Source organism: Streptomyces sp. A5-4, from assembly GCF_051131715.1.
Classification (GTDB): Bacteria; Actinomycetota; Actinomycetes; order Streptomycetales; family Streptomycetaceae; genus Streptomyces.
Genome location: NZ_CP178591.1, coordinates 7,862,219 through 7,878,878 on the forward strand (window position 1 = coordinate 7,862,219; position 16,660 = coordinate 7,878,878).

The 16,660-nt window shown below is 67.9% G+C and carries 14 protein-coding genes and 3 pseudogenes; 12 read left to right on the plus strand and 5 right to left on the minus strand.

Going from position 1 to position 16,660, the window contains the following annotated elements; all coding sequences use genetic code 11:
* The first annotated feature begins 184 nt into the window (after positions 1-184).
* Positions 185-1,176, plus strand: a pseudogene (gene ilvC / locus ACLLJJ_RS36790) (ketol-acid reductoisomerase).
* 373 nt (positions 1,177-1,549) lie between these two features.
* Here the strand turns inward: ilvC and ACLLJJ_RS36795 are convergent.
* Positions 1,550-1,681, minus strand: a complete 132-nt coding sequence (locus ACLLJJ_RS36795; protein ID WP_434600704.1) for a hypothetical protein — start codon at positions 1,679-1,681, stop codon at positions 1,550-1,552.
* Positions 1,682-1,760: 79 nt separating this feature from the next.
* Positions 1,761-1,856 (minus strand): annotated as a pseudogene (locus ACLLJJ_RS36800) (hypothetical protein); the annotation flags it as partial.
* On the opposite strand from ACLLJJ_RS36800, the pseudogene ACLLJJ_RS36805 reads away from it, so the two are divergent.
* Both ACLLJJ_RS36805 and ACLLJJ_RS36810 read left to right on the plus strand, forming a co-directional pair.
* Positions 1,855-3,098: pseudogene (locus tag ACLLJJ_RS36805) on the plus strand (Tat pathway signal protein). The pseudogenes ACLLJJ_RS36800 and ACLLJJ_RS36805 overlap by 2 nt on opposite strands.
* A 72-nt stretch (positions 3,099-3,170) precedes the next feature.
* Complete coding sequence (locus ACLLJJ_RS36810) at positions 3,171-3,653, plus strand: SAM-dependent methyltransferase (RefSeq protein WP_434599025.1); 483 nt, start codon at positions 3,171-3,173, stop codon at positions 3,651-3,653.
* 407 nt (positions 3,654-4,060) lie between these two features.
* Here the strand turns inward: ACLLJJ_RS36810 and ACLLJJ_RS36815 are convergent, their stop codons facing one another.
* Complete coding sequence (locus ACLLJJ_RS36815; protein ID WP_434599026.1) at positions 4,061-4,228, minus strand: hypothetical protein; 168 nt, start codon at positions 4,226-4,228, stop codon at positions 4,061-4,063.
* Positions 4,225-4,827, minus strand: a complete 603-nt coding sequence (locus ACLLJJ_RS36820; RefSeq protein ID WP_434599027.1) for a hypothetical protein — start codon at positions 4,825-4,827, stop codon at positions 4,225-4,227. The genes ACLLJJ_RS36815 and ACLLJJ_RS36820 overlap by 4 nt, the downstream gene beginning before the upstream one ends.
* Positions 4,828-5,138: 311 nt before the next feature.
* Between ACLLJJ_RS36820 and ACLLJJ_RS36825 the strand changes: the two genes are divergently transcribed.
* The 3 genes from ACLLJJ_RS36825 (at position 5,139) to ACLLJJ_RS36835 (ending at position 7,798) form a co-directional block, all read left to right on the plus strand.
* Entirely contained in the window at positions 5,139-6,482 is a 1,344-nt protein-coding gene (locus ACLLJJ_RS36825; protein WP_434599028.1) for a hypothetical protein, read from the plus strand.
* A 33-nt stretch (positions 6,483-6,515) separates the two neighbouring features.
* The gene (locus ACLLJJ_RS36830; RefSeq protein ID WP_434599029.1) at positions 6,516-7,067 is read left to right on the plus strand and encodes a GNAT family N-acetyltransferase; all 552 of its coding nucleotides are present in this window, start codon (positions 6,516-6,518) and stop codon (positions 7,065-7,067) included.
* Between the two features lie 530 nt (positions 7,068-7,597).
* On the plus strand, positions 7,598-7,798 hold the full coding sequence (locus tag ACLLJJ_RS36835) for a hypothetical protein (RefSeq protein ID WP_434599030.1): 201 nt from the start codon (positions 7,598-7,600) through the stop codon (positions 7,796-7,798).
* Positions 7,799-8,282: 484 nt separating this feature from the next.
* On the opposite strand, the gene ACLLJJ_RS36840 is transcribed toward ACLLJJ_RS36835, so the two are convergent.
* Positions 8,283-9,575 (minus strand): IS701 family transposase, encoded by a 1,293-nt coding sequence (locus ACLLJJ_RS36840; protein WP_434600623.1) that lies wholly within the window; start codon positions 9,573-9,575, stop codon positions 8,283-8,285.
* Between the two features lie 109 nt (positions 9,576-9,684).
* Between ACLLJJ_RS36840 and ACLLJJ_RS36845 the strand changes: the two genes are divergently transcribed.
* The 6 genes from ACLLJJ_RS36845 to ACLLJJ_RS36870 all read left to right on the plus strand — a co-directional run bounded on the left by ACLLJJ_RS36845 (position 9,685) and on the right by ACLLJJ_RS36870 (position 16,579).
* A complete protein-coding gene (locus ACLLJJ_RS36845) occupies positions 9,685-10,122 on the plus strand; it encodes a type II toxin-antitoxin system PemK/MazF family toxin (RefSeq protein WP_434599031.1) in 438 nt (145 codons plus the stop codon).
* 156 nt (positions 10,123-10,278) lie between these two features.
* Entirely contained in the window at positions 10,279-11,568 is a 1,290-nt protein-coding gene (locus ACLLJJ_RS36850; RefSeq protein ID WP_434596753.1) for an ISL3 family transposase, read from the plus strand.
* 754 nt (positions 11,569-12,322) lie between these two features.
* Positions 12,323-13,528: a tyrosine-type recombinase/integrase gene (locus ACLLJJ_RS36855; protein WP_434599033.1), complete on the plus strand. Its 1,206-nt coding sequence runs from the start codon at positions 12,323-12,325 to the stop codon at positions 13,526-13,528.
* Positions 13,529-13,825: 297 nt separating this feature from the next.
* Positions 13,826-15,124 carry a bifunctional 3-oxoadipate enol-lactonase/4-carboxymuconolactone decarboxylase PcaDC gene (gene pcaDC / locus ACLLJJ_RS36860; protein WP_434599035.1) on the plus strand — a complete coding sequence of 433 codons (1,299 nt, stop codon included), beginning with the start codon at positions 13,826-13,828 and terminating at the stop codon, positions 15,122-15,124.
* Between the two features lie 12 nt (positions 15,125-15,136).
* Positions 15,137-15,769, plus strand: a complete 633-nt coding sequence (locus ACLLJJ_RS36865) for an MBL fold metallo-hydrolase (protein ID WP_434599036.1) — start codon at positions 15,137-15,139, stop codon at positions 15,767-15,769.
* 30 nt (positions 15,770-15,799) lie between these two features.
* Positions 15,800-16,579 carry an exodeoxyribonuclease III gene (locus ACLLJJ_RS36870; RefSeq protein ID WP_434599038.1) on the plus strand — a complete coding sequence of 260 codons (780 nt, stop codon included), beginning with the start codon at positions 15,800-15,802 and terminating at the stop codon, positions 16,577-16,579.
* Positions 16,580-16,660 lie beyond the last annotated feature (81 nt).

Sequence of the window (16,660 nt, forward strand, 5' to 3'; positions counted from 1 at the left end):
GGGACCGCCACCGGCCGACGGCGGCGACCGCCGTCGATCGCGCGGAGCGCGCCCCGAATCCCACCGGGCTTCCGCGCCGCGCCCCTCGCGCCGCGCCACGACGGCGGTCGCCCCCCGGACATCACTTCCCCTCACCGGCATGCGGTGGGGCGCGACACGCCCGCACGCAAGGAGAGAACCCACAGTGGCCGAGCTGTTCTACGACGCCGACGCTGACCTGTCCATTATCCAGGGCCGCAAGGTCGCGGTCATCGGTTACGGCAGCCAGGGCCACGCCCACGCGCTGTCGCTCCGTGACTCCGGCGTCCGCATCGGCCTCCAGGAGGGCTCCAGGTCCAGGGCCAAGGCCGAGGAACAGGTCCTGCGCGTCGTCTCCGTCGCTGAGGCGTCGGCCGAGGCCGACCTGATCATGATCCTCACCCCGGACCCGGTCCAGGCCCAGGTCTATGAGGAGTCCGTCAAGGACAACCTCCAGAAGGGTGGCGCGCTCTTCTTTGGCCACGGCCTGAACATCCGCTTCGGCTTCATCGAGCCGCCGGCAGGCGTCGACATCTGCAGGGTCGCCCGAAGGGCCCGGGGCACCTGGTGCGCCGTCAGTACGAGGAGGGCCGCGGCGTCCCGTGTCTGGTGGCCGCCGAGCAGGACGCCACGGGCGACGCCTTCGCCCTGGCCCTCTCCTACGCGAAGGGGATCGGCGGCACCCGCGCCGGCGTCATCAGGACGAGCTTCAAGGAGGAGACCGAGACCGACCTCTTCGGCGAGCAGGCCGTCCTCTGCGGTGGCACCGCCACCCTGGTCAAGGCCGGTTTCGAGACGCTGACCGAGGCCGGTTACCAGCCGGAGATCGCGTACTTCGAGTGCCTCCACGAGCTGAAGCTCATCGTCGACCTCATGTACGAGGGCGGCCTGGAGAAGATGCGCTGGTCGGTCTCCGAGACCGCCGAGTGGGGCGACTATGTCACCGGCCCCCGCATCATCACCGACCAGACCAAGGTGGAGATGAAGAAGGTCCTGGCCGAGATCCAGGACGGGGCCTTTGCCAAGCAGCGGATGGCCGAATATCACGGCGGTCTGAAAAAGTACAACGAGTACAAAGCGCAGGACTCCGAGCACCTCCTGGAGACCACCGGCAAGGAGCTTCGCAAGCTCATGAGCTGGGTCGACGACGAGGCGTAAGCCGTCGTCGGCCCAGCCCCTCGCGGTGACGATGGAGTCGAAGGGTTGCTTGGCCGGGTAGAGGCCGCTTCTGGTTGGCGCCGGTGTGCCGCGAGCGTAGGTGAAGCTTGGTTCCGCGCGGTAGCAACGGCGCCGCCATCTCCCACAAGCCGTCCGGAGCGATCCAATCCCACCGTCCACTCCCCATGGCCAGTACAAGCGCCAATTCACCATGTAGGACACGGTCTAAAGCAACGGCATTGTCATGGCTGACAAAGGGGGGAAGTCATGTCGGGCCCGGAGGCCAGCGGCCCTCTTGCAGGACCGCGAAAAAGATAACTGGGGGGCAGGAGCTACCCGCTGCGGGTTTGGCCATTGCGCGGCGACTGACGTGCTACGGAAGGTCGATGTCGGCCAGGAGCAGGTTGGGGTCCTGCTGGGTGAAGTAGGCGGCGTTCGTTACGTAGGCCGTCCCAGCGCGCACTGCGGTGGCGGTGGGAGTCTGTAGACCGTCCTGCCAACTCAACTTGGCTTGATCCGAACAGGAGTTCTCGGCGGCGCGTGCGCCACTCCTCGGCCGCTTTGTGCCATTCCTCCCAGGAGGCCCGGTGGTCGGGCAATTCCGGCCGGTCCAGACGCCACCGGGCCGGAGCGAGGATCGTGCGGGAGCTGGAGGCCATCTCCCGCTCGCACATCGCCATGTGGGTCCAGGGCACGAAACCCAGCGGAAGGGCGCGGCATATCCTGCGCGAGACGCTGTCCCGCAGGCTCCGCCGCCCCCTGACCCAGGCAGACCTCGGGCTGGAAGTCGAGCCGACAGGCGCGACTGACCACGGTTCCGACTGGAGCGTCGAACCTCTGACTGTGCTGGCCGAGCTGGGAAGCGACGATCTGGACATGCACCGACGCAAGCTGCTGGCGACCGCCGCGTACTCCGCCGCCGGTCTCGCCTTGCCCACTTCCTCGTGGTGGACAGCCGCCCCTGCCGCAGCAGCCAGCGCACGGCAGTTTCCCCTCGGCTGGTAGGCCAGGCTGACATCGACGACGTCCGCGACCTCACCAACTTCTACTCCGCACGCGACCAGCAGCGCGGCGGAGCCTCCGGGCGCTCGGCCCTGGCCGGCCATCTTCGCGACGAAGCAGCCCCCCTGCTCGGCAGTCGTTTTCGTACGGACCGACACCGTCGCGACACGTACTCCGCCGTCGCGGAGATGACCTACCTCGCTGGCTGGATGGCCTTCGACGCCTCCGAACACCGCACGGCCCAGCGCTACCTCACTCTCGCCGCCCGCATCGCGGCCGAAGCCGGGGACGGGCCGCTCGCCGGCCACATCCTGCGCGCCCTCGCACACCAAGCAGTGGACCTCGGGCACCCCCGCAAAGCACTCGCCATGGCCGACGCCTCCATGTCCCGCGACCGCTATGGTCAGGCCAGCCAGCGCGAGAAGGCCCTGCTCGCGATCGTCCACGCCCGAGCGCTCGCGGCTGACGGCGACCGGCCCGGCACCCTCGCGGCCATCAGTCGCGCGGAGCGGGACCTCGCCCGCGCCGACAATGACGATGCGCCAGGCCGCGTGGACTTCTTCCAGGAAGCCTCCCTCGCCCACGAGACCGCCTGCGCTCTGCGCGACATGGGCCAGCCAGCCGATGCGGAGATCCACTTCCAACGCAGTGCTGCCACCCGCCGCCGACAGCAATATGCTCGGACACACAGCGTGACCCTTGGCTACCTCGGTGCCGTCCAGGTCCAGCAAGGACGCCTCGATGAGGCATGTGTTACCTGGGGCCAGGCCCTTGATGCCATGGCCGGCGTCCACTCCGGCCGCGCCCGCGACGTCATCGTTCGGATGCAGAGCGATCTCTCGCCCGTCCGGCAACGCGGGGGTAGCCAAGTCACCCAACTGGACCGTCGGGCAAGGGAGATGCTGCGGGCCATAGGGTGACTGCGGAGCAGGCCAGTCGCTTCGCGTGGTGGCTTCCGAATGCGCAACTTTGAGGGAGAGGAACGAACCCCGATGGCGACGTACGAGGTCAAATCGATCGCAACGCTGGTCGGGGGCCACGCCCGCGTTCAGGACGACTACCAGGGCGGGGTCGAATCGATCATCCGACTCAACGAGGCGTATCCCCTCGAAACCCTGCAGGGCATCGAGGAGTTCTCCCACTTGACGGTCACGTGGCGCTTCCACCTGGCGCAGCCGGAAGACGTCCAGCTGCACGCGCGTAGCCCCCGAGGGAACCCGGCGTGGCCGGCGACCGGCACGTTCGTCCACCGCAACCACCGGAGGCCCAACCAACTGGCGACCAGCTACCCGCGGTTGCTGAAAGTGGAGGGCCGGGAACTTCTGGTAACGGATCTCGACGCCATCGATGGGACTCCGGTCATCGACCTGGCGCCGTACTTCGAGGAGATGGGGCCCCGAAGCGACATCCGTCAGCCAGCGTGGCCGGGCGAGATGCTTGCCACTTACTGGTTGGATGCTTCGGCGCGTCCGTAGCTCGGCTGCCCGTGACCCCTCGTTGCTGGTGCTCACACGGACGGGCATGAGGGCCTGCTCGCAGGGATTCGGGACTCGCACCAAGTCCGGCCGTCTTTGCCGGGCCAGTCGGACGGTGCGCGAGACGGGCTGATGCGAGGCCAGCCGCCCGGTCACAGCCCCCGACCCCTGCTCGCCGTCCTGGGCAGGCAACGCCAGCACCGAGGTCGCGGTGCGTACGGCAGCGCGCAGAACCCTGTGGCTGGTGTCGGTGGAGACTTCCTGCTGCAGGGCCGTCGCCGCAACCACGAGGACTGCCAGGTCTTTGCGCAGCGCGGCGGCGTCCTGCTGGCAGCGGGGTCCGGTCTGGTCCCGGGGGGCGCGGATCTTGTGCAGCCGAGCCACGGTCGTGCGCGTGCCGATCTCGCTCACCGTAAAGTCTCCTGTCCGTCGCCGGAGACGTCCGCATCGGGGGCATCAGAGTCCGTGGGGGAGAGGGACGACTGCGGAAGTGTCAGCAGCACCGACATCATCACCAGGAGCGCGATGCCGATCGCCAGCACCCAGCCCGACCCTCCGGACAGCGTCTCGTTCATCGCCGGGCCTGCCGGGCGCCGGTGGCCTGGGTGCGGGCTGCAGCCGAACGGTTGGTCAAAGTCGGGGTGCTGAGCGGTGGGCTGGTGTGGTGCGCGGCGCTCTGGCCATAGAGGCGCAGCCCGTCCGCCAGTGACCCGCGCACCATCATCCCGTCGGGCAGTTCGAGCGGATCCGGGGACGAGGTCGACCAGGGCACGGTGTCCCAACGGACCCCGGCCGACGGAGGAAGTGCCAACCACGCATTACTTCCGAAAGCGACCTCCACGCCGGGCAGGTCGCGGAGCCGGGTGCCCGTGCCGGCTGTCACCAACAGCGTCACCCGGTCTGCGGAGATAAGGCTGGGCGCAGACAGGTCACGCCGGTCCAGGCGGAGTAGAGCGTCCGTGCCTGCCGCACGGGGAAGGGAAATGGCGTCGAAGGCCGAACACATGGTGCGCAGGCGGAGGTTCTCGTCACGGGCCATCTCCTGGGCGGCGCGCGAGGCCGAGGAGACGCTTTGCCCGCCCACGATGAGGGCCCAGCCCAGCACCACCTCGTATCCGCGCACCAGGCCCACATGGTCCCGAGCTGCGGGCGGCCAGACGGTAGTGGTCCTCATCGTGTCCTCCGGGAGGATTTTCGTTCGGAGCGGATCAGTGTGGGGCAGTGCAGGGGGACCGGGGCGGAGCACCGGTGACGCACCCTCCGTAATGGATGCTTCGATCCTGACGAGCCGTTGGATGCAACTCCAGCCCCATCCCGCCCTCGGAAGCCGAGGAAGGTCCGAGGTGAGTCGCCGGATCTTCCTCGGGTCTCCCTCGGAGCCACTTCGGACTGGGCAAGTACCGTCTGTCCAGGGAACATTGGGGATGTCGACGTTCTACCGTCGGAGGTACGGACGCACTGGCCACAGGGCACACGGGAGGCGCGATGCGCACGTTGTTCCGACAGCTGCTCGACACCAGCGGGCGCTCGGACTACGCCGCGTTTTTGCCCGACTTCAAAGCCGCGGCCCGACAACGAGCGGCAATCGAGGAGAACGCGTCGCTGTGCAACCTGGAGCCCGCCCTGTCCACGTACGAGGGCTGGTACTACGGGCAGCGCCAACCACAAAGGGATGCCCGCCGGGTGCTGACACACATGCTCGGCCACAGCATCGAGGAGCTCTGGAATCCGGCTCCCGAAGGAGCCGCACCCTCCCCTCAGGCTGGCGCGTCCGCCGACCTCCGCGCCGACAGCGGCGCGGTGCACCACGAGATGAGAAGGACGGCAGCCATGGCCGCACGACGCGCAGCAGACTTCGCCCTGGGGGCAGAGCGCGGACAGATCGGGCCCGAGACCCTCGGGCTCCTGACCGACACCGTGGGCGACATCGTCGAGCAATACCCCAAAGTGCCGCTTTCGGAAATTTGGGACAGCATCGCCGAAGCCCAGGACGACACGTTCCGCCTGATTGAAGGCGGCCGGGCACGCCCCTCCCAGACCCGCGACCTCCACTTCCTCGCCACGATCCTGTCCATCCACATGGCCAAAGCCAGCCACGACATGGGCGACGAGAAGTCGGCCATGGTCCAGGCCCGCGCCGCCGGCGTCTGCGCCCAGCAGGCCGAACACGGCGGGCTGATCGCGCTCACCTACGGCCTCAAGAGCCTCATCACCTACTGGTCTGGCAAGGGCTCCCAGGCCCTGCACTACGCACGGCAGGGGGCCGCCGAACAGCCGGACCTGCACGGCACCGTCGGCGTCTGGCTGGCCGGCCTCGAAGCACGAGCCGCAGCCCTCCTCGGCGACGACCAGGCCGCCATCACCGCCCTCCACCGAGCCCAGGGCCTCCGCGAACGGGTCACCCCGGACAGCCTCGACGCCTACGGCGGCCTGCTGACCTTCCCCGAGCCCAAGCACCTGTACTACGCCACCGAAGCTCAGGTCCTGCTGGGCCGCGGCGACAGCGAAACGGTCGCCCTCGCCGAACGGGCCGTCGAGGCGTTTGAAGACCCCCAGGCGCCGCACTGGGCCTTCGGCGACCAGGCCGGCGCCCGCTGCAACCTCGCCCTCACCCGGCTGCGCGGCAACGAAGTCGACGGCGCCGCCGAAGCCCTGCGCCCCGTCCTGGACCTTCAGTCCGGACTGCGCAATCGCGGCATCGTCGTCTCCGCCGAACGCGTGGGCCAGGCCCTGCTGCACAGCGCCGCACGCGACGCGACGCTGGCCCGCGATTTGCGAGAGGAGATCGAGGCGTACGGCCCCACCCGCCGCCCCGCTCTCCCGCGCTGAGCCGCCCCGACGGTCCGGGTAGAGTCCGCTGACATGTACCCGGTCAACCGCCGAAGCCAGCGCCTGGCGCTCCGCGAGCTCACCGTCGGCGACGTGGACGCCATCCACGCGATCTACGGAAGCGAACTTGCTACCGAGCATCTCTCGTTCACGCCCCGTACCCACGACCAGGTCCGCGACATCGTGACCCGCTCGATCGCCTCCGCCACCGCAGAGCCGCGCACCGAGTACGCACTCGCGCTGGCCGAACGCGACGACGGCGAAGTGCTCGGCTTCGCCCGGTTGGCCATGGACCCCCACCAACAACGTGCGGCCACCATGGGCTTCGCCCTGAACCCCAGTACTTGGGGCGACGGCTACGGCCTGGAATGCGTCCAGCTCCTCCTCGGTCTCGCCTTCGAGGAGCTGGGCCTCCACCGCGTGTGGGGTGCCCGTTCCCCGCGCAACGCGGCCTCGGCCCAGACCATGAACAAGGCCGGCATGGTCGAGGAAGGCCGTATCCGCGAACACATCTGCAAGGGCGGCCAGTGGAGGGACTCCATTGTCCACTCCGTGCTGGAGACGGAGTGGCTGCCCGCGGCATGAAGACGAAAAAAGCCGAGCTCTACAGCCGTTTGCCAGCTCCTGCACCCGCGGGAGATCTCAACCAGTGCGACCGCACACTGGCGGAAAGGCAGCTGAAGATGCACCGAGGCTTCGTGCTTTGGCGTGAGCAGGCGACCCCATTCGAGTGCGTCACAGATGTCGTTCCGGCGCCGAGCACGATGCATACGGATTGAGGATCGTGCCACCCGCCACATGAGCTCCAACGGATTGGCTCCTCTACCGCTTTCGGGCCAACCGCTGATTTCCTCGCGGCTTTTCCACGCCGGAGAACCCCCAGTTTCCTACGAGCAACTGGCCAGCGATCAGGGGATGTTCGTAGGGAGTGCGATGTCGACCGGGCACGGTTCACGATGCGTCGCCAGCTGGCGGGTGCGTGCACAGGAAGCGGGTTGGAGTACACGAGCCGGCTGGTCGACGAGATCACTACATGCTGTGGGGTCTCCCGGCTCCGTGGATACCGTCTCGCCCCGGGGCTGGACGCTGGTCCGTGCCGTACAGAACTTCGGTCGATGTGTGCCGTACAGGGGCTGGCAGGTCCCCAACTGAACCAGGATCAGCTGCGGGTCTGGGAGACGAGGCCCGAGCACCGCCGGCAGCCCGCCACCATCGACCCTCTGTGCAGGCTCTACCAGGCCAACGCGCGAGAACTCGATCTGGCGACCGCCGGGATTACCGGGCCGACAAGGTTCACCAGCAAGCTGCCACCTTGAACCTGCTGGTGCCAGCAACGGAAGCGAGCCTTGTCAGCGCGCCAGGCTGGATGGACGAAGTGCGTCGCAGGATCGACCGCACCCTCGCTGCGGGCGCGTACGCCCGAGCGCAACGTGACGAGCGATAGCTGAACGCTGTCCGAGCGCGGCCCTTTGGGTGAGCCAGAGCCGCGCTCGTTGTCGGTCGCCGAAGGTATGCGCCGTGTTCAGGGTGCCTGTGGCGGCCCTTCACCTCATCAAGGTCGATACCAGCGGTTCATCGGCAGCTGATCGTGGGCATTCGCCCACGGCAGACAAGAAAGAACCCCAAAGGACTGGATACCTCCGCCGGGAGCATGTCAACGTACAACGTCCCGGCAAATACCAGGTCAGACGGTGCGGTTCCCCCGGTGTGGCCGGGATTGCGACTGATTCGAAATCCCGGCCGCACCGGCCACCCTCTGGCATGGTCCCTACCTAGTACTCCAGCCGTAGATCGTGATCTTCATGCCTGAGTGGCTTGTCGTCGGTAGTGGCTGGCCTGGGATCGGGCCTGGTGGCGGCGTCGCCAGTCGGACCAGCCGAGCCGGTGGACGGCGTCGTGGACGGGTTGGACGACGAGCGTGACGAACAGTCGTTGGATCTCGTTGCAGGTGAGCGGTATGAGGGCTTCGGGTGCGGGGTGGCGGGCGTGTTCGTCCGCGCGGACGACGGCCAGGAAGGCGTGGGCGAGCATGACCAGGGTGACCCAGCGGGACCAGGACGGGTAGCGGCGGACCTGGTGCTCGTCCAGGGCGGCCAGGCCCTTGCCGGACTGGAAGAACTCCTCCACCCGCCACCTTGATCCAGCAACTCGCACCAGGGTGGTCAGCGGCACCGGTGCGGGCGAGTAGCAGCGGTAGTACGCGAGTTCGCCGGTGCTGCGGTTGCGGCGGATGAGCAACTGGCGATTCCCGGGCCGGGAGTCGACGAGGTCGATGACGACCCAGTCGTAGAAGCGGTGGCCCTTGGCTCCGGCCCCTGCGGACAGCTTCTGCCAGGCCCGCTTGGGCACCTTCTTGGCCAGGGCGTCCGCGCGGAACTTCCCGGCGCCTGTGGTGACTTCGTGCGAGCAGGCCACCGCGAGGACGTAGCCGGTGCCGCGTTCCTCCAGCGTGGTTCGCAGCGTCGGGTTGCCGCCGTAGACCTCGTCCCCCGCAACCCAGGCGGCCCGGTGGCCGGCGTCCAGGAACCGGGCGACCATGCGAGCGGCCAACTCCGGCTTGGTCGCGAACCCTGTCTCCTCGCCGAGCCCGGCGGCCCGGCAGCGGTCGGAGTCGGAGGTCCAGGAGCGAGGAACGTACAGTTCCCGGTCCACCGCGGCGTGTCCGCGTCGTCCCGCGTAGACCAGGTAGACAGCAACCTGGGCGTTCTCGATCCTGCCCGCGGTGCCGGTGTACTGCCGCTGCACGCCGACCGTGCCGTTGCCCTTCTTCACGTCGCCGGTCTCGTCGACTACCAGAACCGCCTGGCCGTCGTGCAGGTGCTCCACCACGTAGCCACGCACGTCGTCGCGGACCTGGTCGGCGTCCCACTTGGCCCGCCCGAGCAGGTGCTGCATGCCGTCCGGGGTCCTCTCTCCGGCCCACTCGGCGATGGTCCAGCAGTTCTTGCGCGGCAGGTCCGACAGCAGGCCGAGTACCAATTGCCGGACCCGACGCCGGGGTTCGACCCGCGTGAACCGGCCTGCGATCCGGCTCATCAGGCCCTCGAAAGCCTCCTGCCAGCGGGCAGGGTCTACGCTGTGACCTGCGGCCATCACATGATCGTTTGTCTTCACACACCGATGATCAACGGTGGCCGCACCCGTCTCCACAGCGTGTCAGGGTCGCGCAGCGTTTGCCTGCCGTCCTGTGTCAGGAGGACATGTGCAACGTGGCGAAGTCTGGTGGGTCGAGTTCGACGAGCGGCGGCTGGTCGTACTGCTGTCGGTAGACGACGCGTCCGGGATCCGGGCGATGCAGGTCGTCGCTCCGGCGGGCGTCGACATCAGCGGTCTGGGCGTCGAAGTGCGAGTTGGCGCCATGGAAGGACTGCCTTTCGAAGGCGTGCTGCGGTTCGCCCTCGCGCGTCCAGGCTTAACCCCTTGCACGTGGCTAACCACCGTGTCCCGGGACGACCTGATCGAGCGGGCAGGCGTCCTGTCCTCCCCGAAACTCAGCGAGATTGAGGATGCCCTCCGTCTCAGCGGACAGGCGAAGGAGCGGACCCCGGCGACAACCGCGAAGCTCAGCGAGATAAGGGGGGTCTTCGAGCTTGGTGGGGGTGCGGTGAGTGCCAACGGCCGCGATGGCTACGCAGCGTGACGTTTAGTCGGGTGTGGCGCCCCCGATGTGAAGAGCCCGCAGGGCTTCGTGATCATGGTTGGTGTCTAGACAACGGATCAAGAAGAACCTGCGGGCTCGACCATCAACGATACAGAGATCAACGCGGCGGCGACGCGCCTGCTGGGGGTAGAGGGGGTGAGTGTGGTGAACGTCGTGGACGACGGGGCGGGCGGCAGCCTGGTGCACGTGGTGACCGCCGACCCGGCCGCGCGGGCCTGTCCTGGCTGCGGGGTGTTCGCCACCCGGCTCAAGGACTACCGCACCACCCGGCCCAGGCACCTGCCCTGCGGGGGCCGGCCCGTGGCCGTCCACTGGCGCAAGGCCCGCTGGTACTGCGCCGAAACCCGGTGCGAGCGCGGCTCGTTCACCGAGCAGATACCGCAGGTTACTGCCGGAATGCGGACGACGATCACGTTGCGCCGGGCGGCTGGGGCGGCGGTGGTCGACGGCGGCCGCACCATTGTCCAGACCGGCCGCGATCTGGGGCTCTCCTGGCCGGTCGTCCACCGCTGCTTCATCTCCTTCGCCGCCACCGCCCTGCCTGCCGAGCCCGAGGCCACCGAGGCGGTCGGGATCGATGAGACCCGGCGCGGCAAGCCGGTCTGGAAGCAGAACCCGGACACCGGCAAGTGGGAACTCCTCGCGGATGCCTGGCACATCGGCTTCGTCGACGCCATCGGCGGACGCGGCCTGTTCGGCCAGGTCGAGGGACGCAACGCCGCCTGCGTCGCCGCCTGGCTCACCCTCCAGCCCGAACACTGGAAACAGCACGTCAAGTACGTCGCCATCGACCTGTGCGCGACCTTCCGGGCCGCCGTGCGCACCGCACTGCCCGATGCGGTCGTGGTCGTCGACTGCTTCCACATCGTCCAGCTCGCCCAACGCCACCTCGCCGACCTGCGCCGTCGCCTCACCTGGAAACAGCACGGCCGCCGGGCCCGCAAGGGCGATGGCATCTACACCGTCCGCAAGCTGTTGCGCCGTAACAAGGAAGACCTCAACCCCGACCAACTCACCATTCTGAACACCGAGTTGGACCAGATGGGCACCTACGGGCGGCAGATATACGCCGGCTGGCAGGCCAAGGAACTTCTGCGCGACCTGCTCCGCCTGGCCTTCAAGCACACCCACACCCACCCTGACCGCTCCGCGATCTCCGCCGCCCGCCACCGCTTCAACACCCACATCGCCGACCACGCCCACCTCCCCGAACTGGTCACCCTCGCCGAGACCATCGACACCTGGTGGGACGGCATCGAGGCGTACATCACGACCGGGATCACCAACGCCGCCAGCGAAGGCAACAACCGCCTCATCAAGCTCGAAGCCCGCAACGCCTTCGGCTTCCGCAACCGCGCCAACCAACGCCTGCGCTCACGTTGCGCTACAACCCGGCGAGCCCGACGGGAGCAGCACCCCCACTAAATTCGAAGACCCGATAAGGGACGCCCTCCGTCTCGGCGGCCTCGGGTAGGCGGGGAAGGAACCGACACCTCCCGATGGCGTGGCCGATCTCGTCCAGACGATCAACGCTGGCCACCTGTCTCCTCGGCACCCTTCACCATCGAGATCACGAACTACGGCTGGAGTACTAGGAGGTCCGTCTGTCGGATTCCGCTTTCCGCTCCGCCCGTTTCACTTCCCCGTCCTCTTTGCGCTCGGCGCAGTGAGCGCTTGGTCCGGCCAAACGGCCGGGGACTACGGTGCCGTGTCCAGTGGGCTGTGTGTGTATGCGCGGCCGGGCTGTTCGGCGAGGACCTACTGCAACGCGCCTATCGTCGTGACCGGGCCGTCCTTGCATATGTTGCGGTGCACCCGGAATCGTTAACTCGGCACGTGGCCCGTGCGATAAGGGCTCCGGAGCGTGTCGTAGCGCGAAATCTTGACCGGCTCACTGATGACGGTCTGCTGGTAGTCGTCACGGACGGCGCGACCCCAGCCCTGCGGTCATACCGGTTGGCTTCCTAGCCGCAGCCAGCACAGAAGCAATCGGACTTCGGTGATGCGGCACGCAACATAGACGACGATCGCCGGTTAGCCAAACCGGCGATCGGCACGACCATTAGGAGTTCGCAGTGGCTGCGCTTGGCGGTGGAGCTGTGACGGCGGGCGCGAATAGTTCGCCTAGCCCTGATCGGCACCGTCAGCGGCGGCGTTGTGAAGTGCTTATTCGAGGAGAGTGATTGTCCTGCCAGATCCCATCAAGAAACTTCCGCCGAACTCGAATGGGAAGGTCAGGTACCGTTTTGTTGTCGACGCAGGAGTCGACCCCGATACTGGGAAGCGTAAGCAGCTGAGGCGCACCTTCGATTCATTGAAGGAAGCTAGGGCTGAGTACGCGAACATAACTAATCGGCGGCACGAAGGATCGCTAGTGGCGCCGAATAAGATCACCGTAAATGAGTGGCTCGATCGGTGGTTGACCATGAAGTCGGAGGACCTTGAAGAGACGACCATATATAACTATCGCGTCACCTTGGACCGAGTCCGGGGGAGGCTCGGAGGAATCCTCCTTCAGGAACTTACCGAAGAGCATGTGGAAGAGTGGAGGGACTGGGCGCTCGCGTATGGGCGTGTGCGTGGCCTGAAGGCCGGGACGCCGCTCGGGGTAACCAGCGTCGATATGAGCCTCGGTCGGCTGAAGGAGGCTTTGGGGCGGGCTGTTACGCGACGGTTGGTGTATGTCAATGTCGCCGCACACGTAACCATTCCTCGGAGGGCACGAAAGGAAGAGCGCAAGACAAAGGAGACGGTTAAGCCGTGGAACGTCCAGGAGGTTCAGAAGTTCATTCATGGTATTGAAGCAGAGCGTCTTTATGCTGCTCTTCTTCTTTCGCTGATGGGTCTCCGTCCGGCTGAAGTCTGTGGCCTTCGGTGGGAAGACGTTGACTTGGAGAACGCCAAGATCACGATTGCCAATACGCGCACGATGATGGGCAACCGGTACGTGGTGGAGAAGGACACCAAGTCTCTTGCGGGTGAGCGGGATCTGCCGCTCCCGGCTCTGGTGCGAGCCGCCCTCAAGGCGCTCCGGGCTCTCCAGGCCGAGGAGAGGATTGCTCTGGGGGAGGCGTACGTGAGGTCCGGCTACGTGCTGGTGCACGAGGAGGGAGATGCCTTCACCATCAAGCAACTTCGTCGGCGCGCGTACCGGCTCATGGAGCTTCTCGGGCTCCGTCGAGTCAGGCTCTATGACGCACGCGCGTCGTGCTTCACCCTCCTGGCCAACAACGGTGTGCCGGACCACATCCTCGCGCGGTGGGCCGGGCATACGAATATCAAGACGACCAAGCGGTGGTACATCAAACCGGACGTAGAGGATCTGCGCGGGGCCGCCACCACATGGGATGAATTGCACGGGGTTGTGGGGGAGGGGCGAGCGTGAACCATGCGGTCCACCCGCCGAGCGCTTGCCGAGTCGCTTGCTTGTGCCATGACGCTTGCTGGTGCAAACCGATCACATGGAGGCCACGACCGAGGCACAAGGTCTTGCCGTAGGCATTGGGGAGGGCGCGTGCGTGGATGACAGACTGTCGACAGGGTCGCGAGTACACGCCGGTGAGCGCTTACCTGGTCCCTCGATGGTTCCCGCAGTGCCGGACTTGCCGCCACGAGGGAGGCAAGAACCACGGGGTCCACCCCGGCGATGTGACATCTCGTGACAGATGAGAGGCTCGGACGAGTGAGCGAGACACCGAAGAACACCCTCCAATACCGCTTTGACGGGCCAGAAGACGCCCCGGTCCTGATCTTGGGTCCCTCACTGGGTACCACATGGCACATGTGGGATCGTCAGATACCGGAGCTGATCCGCCACTGGCGGGTGTTCCGCTTCGACCTGCCGGGGCACGGCGGCGCCCCCGCCCACCCCGCCGCCTCGGTCTCCGACCTGGCCGACCGGCTCCTCGCGACCATCGACGGCCTGGGCGTGCAGCGCTTCGGCTACGCGGGCTGCTCCATCGGCGGCGCCATCGGCGCGGAGCTGGCGCTGCGCCACCCGCACCGCATCGCCTCGCTCGGCCTGGTCGCGGCCTCGCCCCGGTTCGGCACCGCCGACGAGTTCCGCCAGCGCGGTGTGATCGTGCGGACCAACGGCCTGGAGCCGATGGCGGCCACCGCGCCCTCGCGCTGGTTCACCCACGGCTTCGCCGCCGCCCAGCCCGCGATCGTGGAGTGGGCCGTCCAGATGGTCCGCACCACCGACCCCGGCTGTTACATCGCCGCGTGCGAGGCGCTGGCCGCCTTCGACGTACGCGCCGAGCTGGGCCGCATCGGCGTCCCGACTCTCGTTCTGGTCGGCTCCGACGACCAGGTCACCGGGCCCGCCGAGGCCCGCACCCTCGTCGCGGGCATCCCCGACGCCCGCCTGGCGCTGGTCCCCGGGGCCTCCCACCTGGCCCCCGTCGAGCAGCCCGCCGCCGTCACCGACCTGCTCGTACGGCACTTCTCGACCGCCTGGCAGGCCGCGCCGGGCACGACCACCGGCATGCAGGCGATCCAGGCCCCGCCCCTGCTGTCGGCGATCCCCGCGCCCACCGGCCCGGTCGCCGAGATCGCCGCGGCCGTGCAGCCCGAGGCCGTGCTCGACGAGGGCGGTCGCGCCGATCCGTACGCCGCCGGGCTCAAGGTCCGCCGTGAGGTGCTCGGCGACGCCCATGTGGACCGGGCGCTCGGCGACGCCGACGCGTTCACCGGCGACTTCCAGGAGCTGATCACCCGCTACGCGTGGGGCGAGGTGTGGACCAGGGGCGGCCTCGACCGCCGTACCCGCAGCGTCATCACCCTCACCGCGCTGGTCGCGGGCGGCCACTTGGACGAGCTGGCCTTTCACACCCGCGCCGCCCTGCGCAACGGCCTGACCCCCGCCGAGATCAAGGAAGTGCTGATCCACACGGCCGTCTACTGCGGCGTCCCGGCGGCGAACTCGGCCTTCAAGGTCGCGCAGGCCGTCATCCAGCAGGAGACCACCCCGCAGGCGTAGCAGGATGGATGTATGAAGCTGACGAAGAGGACCCACGCCTGCATCAGCCTGGAGAAGGACGGCCGCCGGCTCGTCATCGACCCGGGGGCTTTCAGCGAACAGGACGCGGCGGTCGGCGCGGACGTCATCCTCGTGACCCACGAGCACCTCGACCACTTTCACGAGGACCGGCTGCGGGCCGGTCTGGAGTCGAACCAGGCCGCCGAGATCTGGACCCTGCGCAGCGTCGCGGACCAGCTCTCGGCGGCTTTCCCCGGCCGGGTGCACACGGTCGGCCACGGCGACACCTTCACGGCGGCCGGCTTCGACGTGCAGGTGCACGGCGAGCTGCACGCCGTCATCCACCCGGACCTCCCGCGCGTCACCAACGTCGGGTTCCTGGTGGACGGCTCGCTCTTCCACCCCGGCGACGCGCTCACCGTCCCCGGCCACCCCGTCGAGACGCTGATGCTTCCAGTGATGGCGCCCTGGTCGAAGCTCTCCGAGGTCATCGACTATGTGCGTGAGGTGAAGCCGCAGCGCGCCATCGACATTCACGACGCACTGCTCACCGACCTGGCCCGGCCGATCTACGACTCGCAGATCGGCTCACTGGGCGGCACGGACCACAGCAGGCTGACGCCGGGCGACTCCACCGACCTGTGAGTGTCACACCCCGCGGATAACATGACGTACATGCGCATCGCCACCTGGAACGTCAATTCGATCACCGCCCGGCTGCCCCGGCTGCTGGCCTGGCTGGAGAGCACCGGCACCGATGTGCTGTGCATCCAGGAGACCAAGACCACCGCCGAGGGCTTCCCGGCCGACCAGCTGCGCGAGCTCGGCTACGAGTCCGCGGTCAACGCCACCGGCCGGTGGAACGGCGTGGCCGTGGTCTCCAGGGTCGGCCTCGAAGACGTCGTCACGGGCCTGCCCGACGGGCCGGACTACGAGGGCGCACAGGAGCCGCGGGCGATCTCCGCGACTTGCGGCCCGCTGCGCCTCTGGTCGGTCTACGTGCCGAACGGCCGCGAGGTCGGGCACGACCACTACGCGTACAAGCTGCGTTGGTTCGAGGCGCTCCACAAGGCCGTGGTCGCGGACACGGCGGGCGAGCGCCCGTTCGCCGTCCTCGGCGACTTCAATGTGGCCCCCACCGACGAGGACGTCTGGGACCCCGCGCTGTTCGAGGGGGCCACCCATGTGACCCCCGCCGAGCGCGCGGCCCTCACCGCGTTGCGCGACGCCGGACTCTCGGACGTGATGCCGCGCCCGCTGAAGTACGACCGGCCGTTCACCTTCTGGGACTACCGCGAGCTCGGCTTCCCCAAGAACAGGGGCATGCGCATCGACCTGGTCTACGGCAACGCCCCCTTCACCGCCGCGGTCAAGGACAGTTATGTGGACCGCGAGGAGCGCAAGGGCAAGGGCTCGTCCGACCATGCGCCGGTGGTCGTCGACCTCGATCTCTGACCCGGCGTTCGCTTCGGCCTCCGAGGCGAGCAGGTACCCGCGCGCCGGTGGTGCACACGGCAGGACGAATGCGAGGCTGAG

Excerpts from the sequence above, each read along its gene's own strand:
- ACLLJJ_RS36810 (WP_434599025.1), top strand. The coding sequence starts at position 3,171 with ATGGCGACGTACGAGGTCAAATCGATCGCAACGCTGGTCGGGGGCCAC.
- ACLLJJ_RS36815 (WP_434599026.1), bottom strand. The coding sequence starts at position 4,228 with ATGAACGAGACGCTGTCCGGAGGGTCGGGCTGGGTGCTGGCGATCGGC.
- ACLLJJ_RS36820 (WP_434599027.1), bottom strand. The coding sequence starts at position 4,827 with ATGAGGACCACTACCGTCTGGCCGCCCGCAGCTCGGGACCATGTGGGC.
- ACLLJJ_RS36825 (WP_434599028.1), top strand. The coding sequence starts at position 5,139 with ATGCGCACGTTGTTCCGACAGCTGCTCGACACCAGCGGGCGCTCGGAC.
- ACLLJJ_RS36830 (WP_434599029.1), top strand. The coding sequence starts at position 6,516 with ATGTACCCGGTCAACCGCCGAAGCCAGCGCCTGGCGCTCCGCGAGCTC.
- ACLLJJ_RS36835 (WP_434599030.1), top strand. The coding sequence starts at position 7,598 with ATGTGTGCCGTACAGGGGCTGGCAGGTCCCCAACTGAACCAGGATCAG.
- ACLLJJ_RS36840 (WP_434600623.1), bottom strand. The coding sequence starts at position 9,575 with ATGGCCGCAGGTCACAGCGTAGACCCTGCCCGCTGGCAGGAGGCTTTC.
- ACLLJJ_RS36865 (WP_434599036.1), top strand. The coding sequence starts at position 15,137 with ATGAAGCTGACGAAGAGGACCCACGCCTGCATCAGCCTGGAGAAGGAC.
- ACLLJJ_RS36870 (WP_434599038.1), top strand. The coding sequence starts at position 15,800 with ATGCGCATCGCCACCTGGAACGTCAATTCGATCACCGCCCGGCTGCCC.